Source organism: Pseudonocardia sp. GCM10023141 (assembly GCF_042653605.1).
This window is the reverse complement of the sequence record NZ_JBHSIR010000047.1, coordinates 18271-34510: the sequence shown is the minus strand read 5'-3', so window position 1 is coordinate 34510 and position 16240 is coordinate 18271. Positions and strand designations below refer to the sequence as shown.

Annotated in this window: 14 protein-coding genes; 7 read left to right on the top strand and 7 right to left on the bottom strand. The window is 73.7% G+C overall.

Translation table 11 applies throughout. The features are described from left to right. Window positions 1–132: 132 nt before the first annotated feature. Window positions 133–1425 carry an FAD-binding oxidoreductase gene (locus ACFPFQ_RS27595; RefSeq protein ID WP_379623890.1) on the bottom strand — a complete coding sequence of 431 codons (1293 nt, stop codon included), beginning with the start codon at window positions 1423–1425 and terminating at the stop codon, window positions 133–135. Between the two features lie 75 nt (window positions 1426–1500). Here ACFPFQ_RS27595 and ACFPFQ_RS27590 point away from each other — a divergent pair, with 75 nt between their 5' ends. Further along, complete coding sequence (locus ACFPFQ_RS27590) at window positions 1501–2454, top strand: helix-turn-helix transcriptional regulator (protein ID WP_379623892.1); 954 nt, start codon at window positions 1501–1503, stop codon at window positions 2452–2454. On the opposite strand, the gene ACFPFQ_RS27585 is transcribed toward ACFPFQ_RS27590, so the two are convergent. Further along, window positions 2448–3284, bottom strand: a complete 837-nt coding sequence (locus tag ACFPFQ_RS27585; protein ID WP_379623888.1) for an alpha/beta fold hydrolase — start codon at window positions 3282–3284, stop codon at window positions 2448–2450. The genes ACFPFQ_RS27590 and ACFPFQ_RS27585 overlap by 7 nt on opposite strands. A 170-nt stretch (window positions 3285–3454) precedes the next feature. Here ACFPFQ_RS27585 and ACFPFQ_RS27580 point away from each other — a divergent pair, with 170 nt between their 5' ends. The 3 genes from ACFPFQ_RS27580 to ACFPFQ_RS27570 all read left to right on the top strand — a co-directional run bounded on the left by ACFPFQ_RS27580 (window position 3455) and on the right by ACFPFQ_RS27570 (window position 5509). After that, complete coding sequence (locus ACFPFQ_RS27580) at window positions 3455–4180, top strand: 2-phosphosulfolactate phosphatase (RefSeq protein ID WP_379623886.1); 726 nt, start codon at window positions 3455–3457, stop codon at window positions 4178–4180. 25 nt (window positions 4181–4205) lie between these two features. Further along, entirely contained in the window at window positions 4206–4856 is a 651-nt protein-coding gene (locus ACFPFQ_RS27575) for a TenA family protein (RefSeq protein WP_379623884.1), read from the top strand. Window positions 4857–4927: 71 nt separating this feature from the next. Next, on the top strand, window positions 4928–5509 hold the full coding sequence (locus ACFPFQ_RS27570; RefSeq protein ID WP_379623882.1) for a TetR/AcrR family transcriptional regulator: 582 nt from the start codon (window positions 4928–4930) through the stop codon (window positions 5507–5509). A gap of 1 nt (window position 5510) precedes the next feature. Here ACFPFQ_RS27570 and ACFPFQ_RS27565 read toward each other — a convergent pair whose 3' ends face one another. The 3 genes from ACFPFQ_RS27565 to ACFPFQ_RS27555 form a co-directional block, all read right to left on the bottom strand. Continuing rightward, on the bottom strand, window positions 5511–6302 hold the full coding sequence (locus tag ACFPFQ_RS27565) for an LLM class flavin-dependent oxidoreductase (RefSeq protein WP_379623880.1): 792 nt from the start codon (window positions 6300–6302) through the stop codon (window positions 5511–5513). Between the two features lie 205 nt (window positions 6303–6507). After that, complete coding sequence (locus ACFPFQ_RS27560; protein WP_379623878.1) at window positions 6508–8001, bottom strand: serine/threonine-protein kinase; 1494 nt, start codon at window positions 7999–8001, stop codon at window positions 6508–6510. A 62-nt stretch (window positions 8002–8063) separates the two neighbouring features. Beyond that, entirely contained in the window at window positions 8064–8690 is a 627-nt protein-coding gene (locus ACFPFQ_RS27555; RefSeq protein WP_379623876.1) for an HAD-IA family hydrolase, read from the bottom strand. A 50-nt stretch (window positions 8691–8740) separates the two neighbouring features. On the opposite strand from ACFPFQ_RS27555, the gene ACFPFQ_RS27550 reads away from it, so the two are divergent. Beyond that, the gene (locus ACFPFQ_RS27550; protein WP_379623874.1) at window positions 8741–9907 is read left to right on the top strand and encodes an ROK family transcriptional regulator; all 1167 of its coding nucleotides are present in this window, start codon (window positions 8741–8743) and stop codon (window positions 9905–9907) included. Then, window positions 9904–11055: an epoxide hydrolase family protein gene (locus tag ACFPFQ_RS27545; RefSeq protein ID WP_379623872.1), complete on the top strand. Its 1152-nt coding sequence runs from the start codon at window positions 9904–9906 to the stop codon at window positions 11053–11055. Before ACFPFQ_RS27550 ends, ACFPFQ_RS27545 begins: the two co-directional genes overlap by 4 nt. Window positions 11056–11351: 296 nt before the next feature. Here ACFPFQ_RS27545 and ACFPFQ_RS27540 read toward each other — a convergent pair whose 3' ends face one another. Both ACFPFQ_RS27540 and ACFPFQ_RS27535 read right to left on the bottom strand, forming a co-directional pair. Further along, the gene (locus ACFPFQ_RS27540) at window positions 11352–13229 is read right to left on the bottom strand and encodes a DUF4038 domain-containing protein (protein ID WP_379623870.1); all 1878 of its coding nucleotides are present in this window, start codon (window positions 13227–13229) and stop codon (window positions 11352–11354) included. Window positions 13230–13398: 169 nt separating this feature from the next. Continuing rightward, window positions 13399–14817 (bottom strand): aldehyde dehydrogenase family protein, encoded by a 1419-nt coding sequence (locus ACFPFQ_RS27535; protein ID WP_379623868.1) that lies wholly within the window; start codon window positions 14815–14817, stop codon window positions 13399–13401. A 133-nt stretch (window positions 14818–14950) separates the two neighbouring features. Here ACFPFQ_RS27535 and ACFPFQ_RS27530 point away from each other — a divergent pair, with 133 nt between their 5' ends. Further along, window positions 14951–16228, top strand: coding sequence for a methyltransferase domain-containing protein (locus ACFPFQ_RS27530; RefSeq protein WP_379623866.1), 1278 nt, complete (start codon window positions 14951–14953; stop codon window positions 16226–16228). Window positions 16229–16240 lie beyond the last annotated feature (12 nt).

Sequence of the window (16240 nt, the reverse complement as noted above, 5' to 3'; positions counted from 1 at the left end):
CGGCAACATCCCCACCTCCAACGCCACCGTCTTCGTCATCGACAAGGTCCTCATGCCGAAGAGCTGATCACCGGCTCTCTCGCGAACGGCCCCTCACCCCGCCCGGGGTGAGGGGCCGTTCGCGTGCGTCGGTCAGCCGCTGAACCGGTCGGCCGGGTCGCGCTCGGCCCGGAGCGCGGCCAGGCGATCGGCTGCCTCCGGGTCGTGGTTCGACCGCACCTGCTCGGGGGTGCCGACGAAGCCGAACACGAAGTTCGGGTTGCGACCCAGCGTCCACGGGGCCGCGGCCGCGAGGATCGCGTCCTGCGCGGCGGCAACGGCGTCGGCGTCCTCCGCCCCGCCCACCACCCGCATCAGGTAGGCCGCGTCGCGGTGCCCCACTGCGTTCGGGACGGCGGGTGGACGCGACAGCGCCCCGCCGAGGTGGTTGATCTGGATCACGCTCGGCAGCGGTGCGTCCGGTCCGCCCAGCTCGACGACGGCCCGCAGCAGCACGTCGTCCAGCTCGCCGAGCATCGCGTTCGCGCCGCGGTAGGCGTGCGGGGCCGGTGGGTCGCGGAAGATCGTCTCGGCCTCGGTGAACGGCATGTCCGCCACGGTGTCGATCAGGCGCGGACCCAGCTCCCGCAGCGGCGCGACGAGCCGCTCGCCGGTGGCAGTGGGTCCGTCGAACGCGATCCGCACGTGCGCCACGTACTTGCCTCGCAGCGGTGCCGGCGCCCAGTCGGCGTCGGGGTAGGGCAGCATCCCGATCGAGGACGTCAGCTCCTCGGGCAGGTCCTTGGTCCAGTCGGCCCAGGCGCGCAGCACGTCGAGGCTCGCGTCGAAGTAGAGGCCGCCGCCGTGGATCGTGGTGACGGGCACCAGCTCGATCTCCAGCGCCGTCACCACGCCGAAGCCGGTGCCGCCGCCGCGCAGGGCCCAGAACAGATCCGGGTCGCTGCCGGCCGTGACGTGATGCGCCATGGCGTCGGCCGTCACGACGTCGATGCTGCGGACGTGGTCGGCGGCGTAGCCGTAGCGTCGGGCGAGCACGCCCAGGCCGCCACCGAGCACGTAGCCCGCGGCACCGACACCCGGCGAGGACCCCGACAGCGGAGCCAGCCCGTGCTCGGCCGCGGCGGTGACCACGGCGCCCCACGGCACGCCGGCCTCGATCCGCGCGGTGCGCGTCGATGGGTCGATCCGCACGCCGTCGAGGCGCTTGGTGGTGATGAGCAGGCCGCGGTCCACCGCAGCGGCCGATCCGTGGCCGCTGGAACGCACCGCGACCGGCCAGCCACGCTCTCCCGCGAGCGTGACGGCGGCGCGGACGTCATCGACGCTCGTGGCCGGGACCACGGCGTCGGGACGGTGGCTGTGGGCGGTCTGGAAGCCGGCCAGCTCGGTCTCGAAGCCCGCATCGGCGGGTCGAATGATGTCCATGACGCACACCGTAAAAGCTCTTCCGGACACCATCTGTCCGCAAGGCGTGGCATTCTCGATCGTGTGACGACGACCATGCCCGCCCGGATGCTCCGCCTGCTCTCGCTGCTGCAGAGCAGGCGGGAGTGGTCGGGCGCCGAGCTCTCGGAGCGGCTCGGCGTCACCGATCGCACCGTGCGCCGCGACGTCGACCGGCTCCGGGAGCTCGGCTACCCCGTGTCGGGCACCACCGGCACCGCAGGCGGCTACCGGCTCACCTCCGGGCGCGATCTGCCGCCGCTCGTGCTCGACGACGACGAGGCCGTGGCCGTCGCGATCGGGTTGCGGACCGCGGCGGACGGCGCGGGCGCCGACGTCGGGGAGGCTGCGGTGCGGGCGCTGGCCAAGCTGGGCCAGGTGCTGCCGGCGCGGTTGCGGCACCGCGTCGCCGGGGTCGGGGACGTCACGGTGGCCACCCCGCGCGCGGAGGGCGCCGCGGTCGATCCCACCGTGCTCGCGGTGCTGGCCGGTGCCTGCCGCGACCACGAGCTGGTGGCCTTCGGCTACCGGCGTCGCGACGGCGTGGCCTCGTCGCGCCGGGTGGAGGCCTACCGGCTCGTGACGTCGCACGGGTTCTGGTACCTCGTGGCGTTCGACGTCCAGCGCGGCGACTGGCGGACGTTCCGCGTCGACCGCGTCGACGACCCCGTCCCGACCCGACACCGGTTCCCGCCGCGCGAGCTGCCCGATGCCGACGTCGCGGAGTTCGTGCGACGGGCGATCATGGCCGCACCGGCGCGCTACCGCGTGGTGGCGACGGTGGCGGCGCCCGCCGACGTCGTGCTGGCCGGGGTGCCGCGGCTGCTGCGCACCCGGGTCACGGCCATCGATGCCGGGTCGTGCACCGTGGCGCTGGCGTCGGACTCCCTCGACGCGCTGGTCGGCGACCTCGCCGCGGTCGGCGCGCCGTTCCTGCTCGACGCGCCCGCGGACGTCCGCTCCCACCTGCGCGAACGCGGCCGGCAGCTGATCGCCGCCGCCGATCAGTAGGTGTGGACGAGCAGGTGGCGCAGGATCATCTCGGCGTTGGTCCACAGCACGGCGCCCCCGATGCCGGGCACGACGTGGCGTCGCGCGTCGGGGATGCGGGCAGCGAGCGTCTCGCCCCGGTCGGGTGAGTGGCTGGTGTCCTCGGCGCCGTACCAGACGTCGACGGGCACGGTGATGGACTCCAGTGCCAGCGGCCACGGCGACATCGCCAGCACCGTGTCGCGGGCGTAGCCGTCCGGGCCCTGCCGGAACCCGTCGGCGAGTGCTCGGAGGTAGGCGGCGTGGAAAGCGGTGGCGGTGTAGACGGCGAGGTCAGAGGGTGGGCTCGCGGCGCCGACCATGCTCCACACGGCGTCGGGTGAGAAGCCGGCGAAGTACCGCTCGGCACCCGCGGGGTCCGCGACGACCCCGTCGACGAGGCCGCGCAGCGGGGGCGGCAGGACGTGGGCGAAGCCGGACGAGGCCACCTCGTCGGCGGCGGAGACGAGCGCGAGCACCGAGCAGCAGCCCGCGATCGCGCAGGCCAGCGCGAAGGGTGCGCCCTGGGAGTTGCCGACCATGGCGGGCCGGCCCAGGCCGTGGAGCTGGACGAAGGCCTGCATGTCGGCGGCGAATCCGGCGAACGACGGCGCGGGGGCGGGGGTGGACACGCCGAGGCCCGGCCGGTCGACCGAGACCAGCCGCACGCCCAGCGCGTCGACGGCGGCGGGGCCGAACCCGAGCAGCCTGCTGGTGGCGGCGCCGGGGATCAGGACCACCGGGATGCCGTCGGGCGGGCCCCACTCGGCCCAGCCCAGCCGTCGCCCGTCGGGGAGCTCGGTCTCGCCCAACCTGCGAGGATCATCGACACGCACGGTGACGACCCTAGAGCCCCGACCCGTCGAGAACGAACTTACGATGATCAAGAGACCCTGTTGATCATCACAAGTTCGTTCTCGACGGGATGGGGGTTACCGGGGGTGACGGCTGGCGTGCTCCGCTCACCGTTAGCGTCGGGCTGGTGATCAGCGAGACGCGCATCGAGCACCGGCAACGCGAGCACCGGGTGCGGCTGGAGTGGGGGCGGGAGGGCGTCGCCCTGCTCGCCGCCGAGTGCGCCGTGGTGATCGTCATCGACGTGCTGTCCTTCACCACGGCGGTGGACGTCGCCGTCGGGCGGGGCGCGTCGGTGCTGCCGCAGCGGCGCGCCGACGCCGCGGAGGCTGCCGCGCACGGCGCCGTCCCTGCTGGTCAGCGCGGAAGCGGGCGGCCCAACCTGCGGCCGTCGTCGCTGCTCGCACTGGCTCCCGCGACGACGCTGGCGCTGCCCTCGCCGAACGGGGCCACGCTGTGCGCGAGCGTGGACGCCGCCACCGTGCTGTTCGCCGGCTGCCTGCGCAACGCCACCGCCGTGGCGGCCGCCGCGCTCACGGCGTCCGACGGTGGCCCGATCGGCATCGTGGCGGCCGGCGAGCGCTGGCCCGACGACACGATGCGGGTCGCGGCCGAGGACGCGCTCGGCGCCGGCGCGATCGCCGCTTGCCTGCCCGACCGCTCCCCCGAGACCGATCTGGCGGTCGCCCAGTTCGCCGCGGCCCAGGTCCGCGGGCTCGCCGGCGTCCTCGCGTCCGTGTCGAGCGGCCGCGAGCTGATCGCCGACGGGTATGGCGCCGACGTCGAACTGGCGGCGGCGCATGACGCCAGCGCCGTCACCCCGCGCCGCCGCGGCGCCTTCCTGACCGCCTGACGGCACTCGCGTAGGGTCGGCGGCCATGTCCTTCAGCGCCCGCCTCCGCGAGCACAACGCCAGCACCTGGGACGCCGCCGTGGGTCACCGGTTCGTCACCGAGCTGTGGCTGGGCACCGTCGATCCGGCGGCGCTGCAGGCGTACTTCGTGCAGGACAACCAGTTCTTCGACGCGTTCGTCGCGATGCTGGGCGCCACGGTCGCCGGGGCCGACCGACCTGGGCCGCGGATCGCGCTGGCCCGCCAGCTCGGCCTGCTCGCGGGGCCGGAGAACGACTTCTTCGCCCGCGTGCTCGACGCGTTCGACGTGCCGCTGCCCGACCGCAGCGACCCGGAGCTGGTGCCGGCCACCCGCGGCTTCCTGGACCTGATGCACCACGCCCGCACCAGCGGCGACTACGCCACCTGCCTCGCGGTGCTGCTCGTCGCGGAGTGGCTCTACCTCGACTGGGCCGACCGGCCCGACGCCGAGCCCCCGGCCGATGCGATCGCGCTCGAGTGGATCGACCTGCACCGCGGCCCGGCGTTCGCGGCGTGGGTGCAGTTCCTGCGCACGGAGTTCGACCGCGCGACGGCTGCGCTCGACGACCCGGAGCAGGAGCGGGTCGCCGCGGTGTTCGCCCGCGCCGTCACCCTGGAGCTGGAGTTCTTCGACGCGGCCTGCGCTGCCGTCTGACCACTGCGCCGGTCCTACTATCAGCGTCGCACTATCAGTGTTGTACGACATGCGTCGAGGAGGCCACCGCAATGCCACCGGTCAACGAGGAACGCCGCGCGCTGCTGGCCGACGCGGCGCTGACCGTGATCGCCCGGCTCGGCCCACCGGGGCTCTCCCACCGCGCGGTCGACGAGGAAGCAGCCGTGCCGAAGGGCACCACGTCCAACTACTTCCGCACGCGCCAGGCGCTACTGGTGGCGGCGCTGACGCGGGTGGCCGGGCTGCACCTCGGCTGGATCGCCGAGGAGCGGGCGAAGTTCGACGGGCCGCTCGATCGCGACGGTGTGGCCGAGGTGATGTCGGCGGTGGTGGAGCAGGCCATCACCACCCACCGCGCCCAGTACATCGCCCTGTTCGAGCTCGCGTTGGAGAGCACGCGACGCCCGGAGCTGCTCGAGATCATGCCCGAGGTGTTCGGCTCGGCCGTCGGCGTCCTCCAGGAGGCGCACCGCAGCACCGAGCCGAACGCGCTCGAGCTGCGGATGGTGGCGATGTTCTACAACGGGGCCGTGTTCACGTCGCTGGTGGTGCCGAACCTGCTGGGCGGGCTGGCGCCGCGCGACATCACCCGGGCGATGCTCCGGCTGGTGCTGACCGGCCGCGGCGACTGACCTACCGGGCAGCGATGGCCGCGATGAGCGGCTCCGCCGCCGGTGCCGTGTCCGGGCCCTGGAAGACCACCGTGTCGGCCCCGGCCGCGGCGAAGAAGGCGACGTCCGCGGCCACCTGCTTGGCCGGATCCGCCGCCGCGGGGTCGAGCTCCACGTAGACGACGACCCGCGGCGCCTCGGTGCGACCGGCTGCGGCGGCGCCCTCCTCCACGACGTCGACCGCGGCCCGGATCTGATCGCGGGAGATCGCGACGTCGAGCAGCACACCGTCGGCGAGCTCGCCCGCCAGGCGCAGCGTCTTGGGCCCCCGGCCGCCGACGAGCAGCGGCGGCACCACGGCGGGCGGCCAGTCGAGCGCAACGCCCGCGAGCCGCACGAACCGGCCATCGGTGGTGACCGTGGCACCGTGCAGCAGCTCGCGCACCGCGACCGTGTACTCGCGCAGCAACGTCATCGGCGACGGGACACCCGCCCCGACCTGCGCCATCCAGTCGAGCACACCGTGGCCGATGCCCGGCAGGAACCGGCCGGGGAACATGCGGGCCAGCGTGGCGATCTCCATCGCGGCGAGCGCGGGGTTGCGCAGCGGTACCGGCAGCAGTCCGATCCCGACGCGCAGCTCGCCGCTCCACGCGAGCGCGGCAGCGGCGGCGGTGAACCCACCCTCGAGGAAGCAGTCCTCCCACAGCCAAAGCTCGTCGATGCCCGCTGCCTCGGCGGACTGCACGACGCCGCGCAGCTCCTCCGGAGGCGATTGCGGCCGGAACACGACGCCCACTGTCGGATCTGTCATGGCGTCAGTCCACCACGGCACACCGACGGCTCCGACAGGGGTGGAGGGCCCACGCGCGGGGCCGTGGGATGCGGGTCCCGGTAGGTCCTCGCCGGCAGGCCGTCTCCGGGCGGGATGGCAGGAAAGCCACTTTCCCGCAACGTCGTTGCAGGAAAGTGGCTTTCCTGCAACGGGGGTGGGCCGGCCGGTGAGGTCGTGCCGGGCGTCAGGCCTTGCTGAACGACTGCATGATCGTGCGACCGTCGACGGTGCTCATGACGAAGTGGTAGGGCTCCCGGGACGTGGCACCGGCCTTCGTGACGAAGACGACGGTGGCGTCGACGGAGTTGTCGCCGGTCTGGCGCACGTTCTCCAGGCTGACCGACTGCATGCCGCCGTAGAAGTCGTCGTATCCCGCCTGCCCTCGCGAAGCGCCCTGCGCGTCAGGGCTGAGCATGGCGAACGCCGCCGCGGTGTTGCCGGGCAGGAGCGCGTAGTAGCTCTGCACGAAGGCGACGGGGTCGGTGACCCCGGACGCCGGTGGCGTCGTGGGGGCCGGCGTGGTGGTGGGCGGCGCAGCAGTGGTCGGCTGCACCGGCGGCGCCACCGGGGCCGTCGAGGTGGCGACCGCGGCAGGCGGAGCCGCCTGCGGGCTGCCGGCGGCACCCCCGTTGTTGGCCATCAGGAGCGCGGCGGTGACACCGCCACCGACGACGAGCACGCCGATCGCCCCGAGGAGCACCGGCGCGCGGCGGGAGCGGCGCGGCGCGGCGTCGGGCGGGACGGGCGGCGTGTCGGCCACCGTCGCCGGACCGGGGCTGGGCAGGATCGCCGGCGCTGCACCCATCAGCAGTGACGGTGCGGGCACCGAGGATCCCAGCCCGAACGGCGCGAGCGCGTCGCGCGCCTGCGCGGCCGAGGGGCGATCGGCGGGGTTGACGCTGAGCAGCCGCGTGATGATGCCGGTCAGCGGGCCCGCGTGCTCGGGCACCGGCGGCGTCTCGGTGGCGACGCGGTGCAGCAGCGCGTAGGCGTTGTCGTCGAGCCCGAACGGCGGCTTGCCCTCGATGGCGGCGTAGAGCGTGGCACCGAGGGAGAAGATGTCGGACGCGGCCGTGGGCTCGCGGCCCTGCGCGATCTCCGGGGCGAGGAACGCCGGGGTGCCGGCGATCAGGCCGGTGCGGGTGAGCTGCACGTCGTCGACGGCGCGCGAGACGCCGAAATCGGTGAGCTTGACGCGGCCGTCGTCGCCGATCAGGACGTTGCCCGGCTTCACGTCGCGGTGCACGACCCCGGCCAGGTGCGCGGCGGCGAGCCCGTCGGCGACGGCACGACCGATCGCGGCGACCTCCGCGGTGTCCAGCGGGCCCTTCTCGGCCACCAGCTGGGCGAGCGACTTGGATGGGAGGTACTCCATCACCAGCCACGGCCGGTCGTCGTGGACGACGACGTCGAACATGCTGATGACGTGGGCGTGCTGCAGCTTGGCGCTGATCCGGCCCTCGCGCAGGAGCCGCTGACGGGATTCCTCCAGCGCGTCCACACCCGCCGCCGTGGGCGGTGCCGCCGCCGCGAGCAGCTCCTTCACCGCGACCGTGCGGTTGAGCAGTTCGTCGGTGCCGCGCCAGACGGCGCCCATGGCTCCAGCGCCGATCCGCACGTCGAGGCGGTAGCGGCCCCCGATGCGGACGGCGGAATCCTCGGTCGTGGGATCGCTCATCACCCGCCAGGGTAACGAGCCCTCCTGAGAACGGGCTGAATACCTGAGGACTGCGACACCACTCACAGCCGCCTGGCGGCGATGAGCAGCGCGGCCAGCTCGCCGAGGTCGGAGATCCGCAGGTCGGCGTCCACACCCTTGAGCCCGGCCACCGACGCACCGGCCGCGCGTCCGGCCGCCACCCCCGGCGCGGCGTCCTCGACCACCAGGCACCGGTGCGGGTCGACGGCCAGCCTGCGGGCGGCCAGCAGGTAGCCCTCGGGGTCGGGCTTGCCGGCCGCGACGTCCTCGATCGTGATCAGCAGGGGTGCGCCGAGACCGGCGGCGCCGAGCCGGGCCGCGGCGAGCCGGACGTCGGCGCTGGTGACCACGGCCCAGGGCAGCGCGAGCCGATCGAGGGTGATCAGCAGCTCGCTCGCGCCCGAGGTGGCGACGACATCGGAGAGGTCCTCGTACTGCACGTCGAGCTGGCGGGCGCTCGCCGCAGCGACGGCGTCCTCGTCGAGATCGGGGTGCAGCGCCCGGATGGTGATGTCGGACGGGCTGCCGTGGGCGATCGCCAGCACCTTGTCGAGATCCATGTCGTACTCCTGTGCCCACTGGGCCCAGGCGCGTTCGACGGCGGCGTCGGAATCCACCAGCGTGCCGTCCATGTCCAGCAACACGGCGTCGACGGCCTGCAGGTCCACGGCTACCCTCCTTTTATCCTCGTCAGGCGAGCATAAGGGAGGAGCGGGCCGTGCGGGCAAGCAGCCGGGCGCGCTGGCACGTGGCCGCAGACGCGATCGACCTGCTGCGCCGGGAGCCGGGCATCACCCGCGCCGAGCTAGCGCAACGGCTCGGGATCGGCAGCGGATCGGCCACCGAGGTGGTGGCCCGGCTGCGGGAGTCGCGGCTGGTCAGCGAGGTGCCCGCGCCGGTGAGCGGGCGCGGGAGGCCCACGACCGTGCTCACCGCCCATGCGAGCGGTCCGCTCGTCGTCGCAGCCGATCTGCGGCACGGGGACTGGCGCTGCGCCGTCGCCGGTCTCGACGGTCGGCTGGCGACGGTGGCGCGGGGCCGCCACGGGAGCCGCGAACCGGCAGCGGTGATCGCCGCGCTGCGCGGTGCCGTCGAGGCCGTGGCACGGTCGCATCCCGGGCGGGTGCGTGCCGTCTCGGTCGCCGCCGCCGGCACGGTCCGCGACGGTGGGCTGGTGCAGGCCGCCGGCCTGCGGTGGGGCCCGGTCGACCTCGGCGAGCTCGCGCTCGACGGCGCCGCGCTGCTGCTGCTGGGCAACGACGCGACGCTGGCGGGCGTGGCGGAGGCGCGCACCGGCGCTGCTGCGGCCACCCGGTCGGCGCTGCACCTCATGGTCGAGGTCGGGATCGGCGGCGCGCTCATCGTCGACGGCAGGCCGCTGCCCGGTGCCACCGGCGCGGCAGGCGAGTTCGGGCACCTCCCGCTCGGCGACCCCGCGCTGCGCTGCCCGTGCGGGGCCCGCGGCTGCTGGGACCTCGAGGTCGACGGTCGCGCGCTGGCCCGCAGGCTCGGGGCCCCGCCACCGACGGACCCGCGCGGCTACGCCCGTGCGGTGCTGGCCGCGACCGATGCCGCGTCGCGGCAGGCGGTGACCGGCGTCGTCACGGCGCTGGCCGGCGGGATCGCCGGGCTCGTCAACGCCCACGATCCGCAGGTGGTGACGCTCGGTGGGCTTGCGGGGCCGTTGCGGGCGGCCGCGCCCGCCGCGTTCGACGCCGCCTACGTCGACGGCCTGATGACGTTCCGCAAGGACGAACCCCCGCCCGTGCTGACCGCCCTGCACGGTGCGGACGGCGCCCTGCACGGCGCTGCAGCGGTGGGGCTCGACCTGATCAGCACGCCCGCCGCGCTCGCCGCATGGGCGATGGAGGAGGAGCACTCATGACGTCGCCGTTCCGCGTCGACATCCCCGAGGCCGACGTTCGCGACCTGCGGGAACGCCTGCGCCGCACCCGGTGGCCGGAGCGCGAGACGGTGGCGGACTGGTCCCACGGCGTGCCGCTGGCCTACTTGCAGGAGCTCTGCGCGTACTGGGCCGACGGCTACGACTGGCGGCGGGTGGAGAGCTGGCTGGGCCGCCAGCCGCAGTTCCGCACGAGCATCGACGGCCTGGGCATCCACTACCTGCACGTCCGATCGCCGCAACCGGACGCGCTCCCACTGCTGCTCACGCACGGCTGGCCCGGCTCGGTGCTGGACTTCCGCAAGGTGATCGGGCCGCTGACCGACCCGGTGGCCTTCGGTGCCGACGCGGCCGACGCGTTCCACCTCGTGTGCCCCTCGCTGCCGGGCTACGGCTTCAGCGACCGGCCCGCCGAGAGCGGCTGGACGGTGCAGCGCATCGCCCGCGCCTGGGCCACCCTGATGGCCGGGCTCGGCTACGACCGCTACGGCGCTCAGGGCGGGGACTGGGGCACCAGCATCACCACAAGCCTCGGCCAGCAGGACGCCGCACACCTGGCGGGGATCCACCTCAACCCGCCGATCGCAGCTCCCGATCCGGACACCTTCGACGACCTCACCGCAGGCGAGCAGGCCGCGCTGGAGGACCTTCGCCACTCCGAACGGTGGGAATCGGGCTACGCCGCGCAGATGTCGACCCGGCCCCAGACGGTCGGCTACGGCCTGGTGGACTCCCCCGTCGCGCTGTGCGCGTGGATCGTGAAGAAGTACCGGGCCTGGACCGATTGCGACGGCCATCCGGAGAACGTGCTGACCCGCGACGAGATCCTCGACGGCATCACGCTCTACTGGCTGACGGGCACCGGCGCATCGTCGGCACGGCTCTACCGGGAGAGCTTCGCGCAGGTCTCGGAGTGGTTCGCGCGCGCCACTGACGACACGGTCGACGTCCCCACCGGCTGCTCGATCTTCCCGAAGGAGATGCCCCGCCCGTCGCGCCGGTGGGCGGCGAAGCGCTACACCGACATCCGGCACTGGAACGAGCTGCCCCGTGGGGGCCACTTCGCGGCGTTGGAGCAGCCGGAGGTGCTGGTGGACGAGATCCGCACCTTCTTCCGGACGGTGCGCTGACTTCGCTCCGGCCCCGCGGATTTCGTCGTGTGACGGAGGTGTTACGGAGAGAAAGCCCCAGAACAGGACTATCCGAACCGGATTCGAACGACGAACATGGCGGGAGTCGCGCCGGTGGAGGGGCCAGGCCCGACGGGTCGGAAGCATCCGCAACCGGCACAGCAGCGTCCACCCGGGCACGCGGGTCGGACGCTGCTCCGGCTGCGGCGTGCCCGAGGGGTCGCGCTCACCCATCGACGAGCACCGCTTCCGACACGTCACATGCCGGAAGTCTGACCTCGGCGCGCATCGGCCGATCACCGTGGTAGCCCCAGCCGCGCCGCGCATGCAGGCCACGCGCCGTATCCGCCACGGTCGTCGCGCACCTTGGTGGCCACGGCGATCTGCTGCTCCCGGGTGGCCTGGTGCGCCGAGGGCGCGTAGGCCGTGCCGCCGTAGGCCCGCCAGGTGCCCATGTCGAACTGGAGCCCGCCGAAGTAGCCGTTGCCGGTGTTGATCGCCCAGTTGCCGGTGGACTCGCATTGGGCCAGCCGGTCCCACACCCCGTCGGTGGCGGGCGGCGCCGGGGCCGGTGGTTTCGGGGCCGGGGCAGGTGGGGCCGGTTTCGGGGCAGGCGCGGGAGCTGGGGCGGGAGCCGGCTTCGGGGCGGGAAGGGGCGCCGGGGTCGGCGCTGCTTCGGCCTTGGGGGCCGGTGCGGGGCTCGGCGCGGGAACGGGTGTGGGCGCGTGCGTGGGCGCCGACGTCGCGGCCCCGCTCGGCGGCGTTCCAGAGTTGCTGTCCGGCACGGCGCCGGGCGCCCCGTAGCCCGCCGCGGCGTCGTCGATCACGAGCACCTGGTCCTGGGAATCGCCCTCCCCCGCGGGTGGGGTGAACGACGACGTGCCCGAGCGCGGCCGCGCGTCGAGCTTCGTGGCGGCCCCGGTGCGCGGGTCGAACCACCACGGCTGCACCGTGCGACCCGACAGCGCCGCCAGGTTGACCTCGACGGCCTTGCCCGCGGCGCTGTAGGCGAGCACGGTGGAGCGGTTGGCCGCCAGCGCGCGATCGCTCCCGTCGGGCCCGACGGCAGGCCGCGACGCCAGCAGCGCCGCAATCTCGCGCATCTGCCCCGCACCAGGTGCTTGCAGCGCCCCCGACCAGCCGGCCCCCGGATCGTCGCCTGCCCGGAACGGCCACACCGTGCTGTTGCCGTAGGTGTGCCCCGCCGCGCCCGCGAGCACCGACAGGTAGGCCTCGCGGCGGACGTCGAGTGCGGTGGCGACGCCGTCGGCACCGTCGCAGTAGGGGTGGCCCTCGTAGATCGGCCCGGCGTCGACGAACGGTCGACCGGCGTCGTAGGTGGTGGCGAGCAGGGTGGCGCGCTCGTCGTAGTTGCGGCACTGGCCGCCCTGCAGCAGGTCGAAGTCGGTGGGGTCGTCGGCGCCGAACATGCCCGCCGACGTCTGCCCGGCGCCCGGGTAGTAGCCGATGAGCTGCTGCCCGCCGCCGTCGCGAAGGCCCGCGGCCAACCCGCGCCACACGTCCTGCGCGCCCTCGGCGGGCGCGTCGCCACCCAGCATCCACACGACGTTGGCGCCGGCGGCGTAGCGCTTGCCGAGGAACTCGCCGAAGCCCTTCGCGTTGCCGGCCGTGAGGAGATCCCCGACCTGCCCGGCCGCCCACACCGGCGCGATCGCGACGACCATCCCCCGCTGCGCGGCCTGATCCAGCACGAAGTCGACGTGGTCCCAGTAGTCGTACTGCTCCTCGTCGTCGCTCAGGTTGCCGGGGGTGACGCTCGGCTCGGCGAGCCCCGAGGAGAACGGTGCGTCGCCGTACTGGTTGGGCCCCGGCCCGCCGGCGAGCGGGAACACCGCGGCCGCCTGCACCACGGTGAAGCCCTGCGCCGCCCGCGCGTCGAGGTACTGCTCGGTCTCCGAGCGGTTGAGGTTGACGAACAGGCTCCACGCGGTGTCGGCGAGCCAGAAGAACGGCGCGCCGTTGCGAGTGAACGCGCGGCCGTCGACGCCCAGTTCGCCCGGGCAACGGGCCTGAGAACTGCTGTCGCAGCCGGTGACGGTGGCGGCGGTGCCGGTGCGCAGGCCGTTGGCCGCGAGGAGCACGCCGCCCAGCACGACGGCGGCGGCGACCGCGGCGAGGAGGGGCAGGTGACGGGGAGCGTCGGATCGGGACACGGGGCACCTCGGCCCCGCCGCGAGCGGCGGGGGGTCGGCGCGGGGCGCTGCTGCCTCCGCTGGGGAGCCGGAACCTAGGCAGATCGGGTGCGCCCCCGTGGCCGAATGAGAAAACCCGTGCACGGGAAAGCCCCCCGCCGTGGATCATGGCGAGGGGCTTTTCCGCAGGTCAGCGCTGGATCGACTTGACCTCGAGGAACTCCTCGAGACCGAAGCGGCCGAGTTCACGTCCGTTACCGCTCTGCTTGTATCCGCCGAAGGGCGCCATCGGGTTGAACGAGCCACCGTTGACGTCGACCTGGCCGGTGCGCAGCCGCTTCGCGACGGCCAGCGCGTGGTCCGCCTCGCCGAACACGGCGCCGGCGAGGCCGTAGACGGTGGAGTTGGCGATGGCGACGGCCTGCTCCTCGTCGGCGTACGGGATCACCGACAGGACCGGGCCGAAGATCTCCTCCTGCGCGATCGCGGCGTCCGGCGTGACCCCCGAGAAGATCGTGGGGGCGACGTAGGCGCCGCGGTCGAGGCCGATCACGTCGCCGCTGAACGCCACCGTGGCACCGTCGGCGGCGCCGCGCTCGATGTAGCCGTTGACGCGCTCCTGCTGCGCCGCCGACGACATCGGGCCGATCCGCGTGGTCTCGTCGTTCGGGTCACCCACGCGGTACTTGGCAGCGGCGGCGGCGGCCATCTCGACGATCTCGTCGTGCTTGCTCGCGGGCACGAGCATCCGCGTCCACGCGGTGCAGGTCTGGCCACCGTTGATCCAGGCGTTGGCCAGCCCGACCTTGACGGCCTTGCCCAGGTCGGCGTCGTCGAGGATGACGTTGGCCGACTTGCCGCCCAACTCGAGCGCCACCCGCTTGATCGTGTCGGAGGCCACGACCGACACGCGCTTGCCGGCCCGCGTGGAGCCGGTGAAGGAGATCATGTCGACGCCCGGGTGCGCCGCGATGGCCTCGCCGACCACCGGCCCGGTGCCGTGCACGATGTTGAACGCGCCGGCGGGCAGCCCGGCGGCCGCCGTGATCTCGGCGAGGATCGCGGCCGTCAGCGGGGCGATCTCGCTGGGCTTGAGCACCACGGTGCAGCCGGCCAGCAGCGCGGGCGCGATCTTCGCGACGATCTGGTGCAGGGGGTAGTTCCACGGCGTGATCGCGCCCACCACGCCCACGGGCTCGCGCACGACGAGCGAGTTGCCGATCTCCTCGCTCCACGGGAACGACTCGGCGAGCCCGGCGACCCCCGCCGACGTCATCACCGGCAGGCCCGCCTGCACGGTGCGGGAGAACGCCAGCGGCGAGCCCATCTCGGACGTGACGGCCGCGGCGATGTCGGCGTTGCGGGCCGCGAGCCCGTCGGAGATCGCCTTGACCACGGCGGCGCGCTCGGCGACGGGCCGGGCCGACCAGTCGACGAAGGCGGCGTTGGCCGCGGTCACGGCACGGTCGACGTCGGCGGCGGTGCCGGCCGGCACCCCGGCGACGACCTCGCCCGTTGCCGGGTTGACCACGTCGATGTGCTCGCCGCCGCCGGAGACGTTCTCGCCGGCGATCCAGTGCTGGTGTGCGTTCTGCGTCGGTGCTGCCATGCAGCCATCCAAACACGGCCGGCCCGGTCGCAGCCTGGTCAGGCACCGGGAGGTGACATTTCGCCGCCCCGGAACGAGTTCAGGACCAGACGTTGCGCCATCGGTGGGGCACAGGAAATGGGGACAAGTCCGAGTGAAGACCGATTCAGCGGTCCGCAGCAGCGACCACATCACCGCGCCGGTGGGGCTCAGGTGCCGGCTCTGCGGCTCGGCCGAGCTCCGCAGCTTCGTCGACCTGGGCGCCACGCCCCCGTGCGAGCTGTTCCTCACCGCCGAGGCCGCCGAGGGTCCCGAGCTCACCTACCCGCTGCACGTCCGCGTGTGCGAGCGCTGCCTGCTCGCCCAGGTGCCGCCGCTGATCACGCCGGAGGAGACGTTCACCGAGTACGCCTACTTCTCGTCGTTCTCCACGTCCTGGGTGGCGCACGCCAAGCAGTTCGTCGACGACGCGGTGGAGCGCGTCGGGCTCGGCCCGGACTCCTTCGTGGTGGAGGTCGCGAGCAACGACGGCTACCTGCTGCAGCACGTGGTGGCCCGGTGGATCCGCTGCCTGGGCATCGAGCCGTCGGTCAACGTCGGTGACGCCGCCCGGGAGAAGGGGGTGCCCACGTTCACGGCGTTCCTCACCCCGGAGACCGGCGCCCAGGTGCGCGCCCAGCACGGCGGCGCCGATCTGGTCTGCCTCAACAACGTCTACGCCCACATCCCCGACGTCGTCGGCTTCACCCAGGGCCTGCGCGCGCTGGTGGCCGACGACGGCTGGGTCTCGATCGAGGTGCAGCACCTGCTCACCCTCGTGGAGCGCACCCAGTTCGACACGATCTACCACGAGCACTTCCAGTACTACACGCTGCTCACCGGGCAGCGGGCGCTCGCGGCGGGCGGGCTGACGCTCGTCGACGTCGAGCTGCTCGACACCCACGGCGGCTCGATCCGGATGTGGGCCAGGCCCACCGAGATCGCCGGCGAGCCCTCGCAGCGGGTGCTCGACGTGCTGGCCGCCGAGGAGGCCGCGGGCCTGCACACCGCGGCGGGCCATGACGGCTTCGCCGAGGCCGTGTCGCGCGTGCGCGACGACCTCATGGCCTTCCTCATCGAGGCCCGGCGGGCCGGCAAGAGCGTCGTCGGCTACGGCGCGCCCGGCAAGGGCAACACGCTGCTGAACTACTGCGGGATCCGGCCCGACCTGCTCGCCTACACCGTGGACCGCAACCCCTACAAGCACGGCCGGTTCACCCCCGGCACCCGCATCCCGGTGCTGGCACCCGAGCAGATCGCGGTGGACAAGCCCGACTACGTGCTGATCCTGCCGTGGAACCTGCGCGACGAGCTCGTCGAGCAGCTCGCCTACGTGCGCGAGTGGGGTGGGCGGCTGGTCTTCCCGATCCCCGCGCTCGAGGTGGTCGAGTGATGGTCGGCTCAC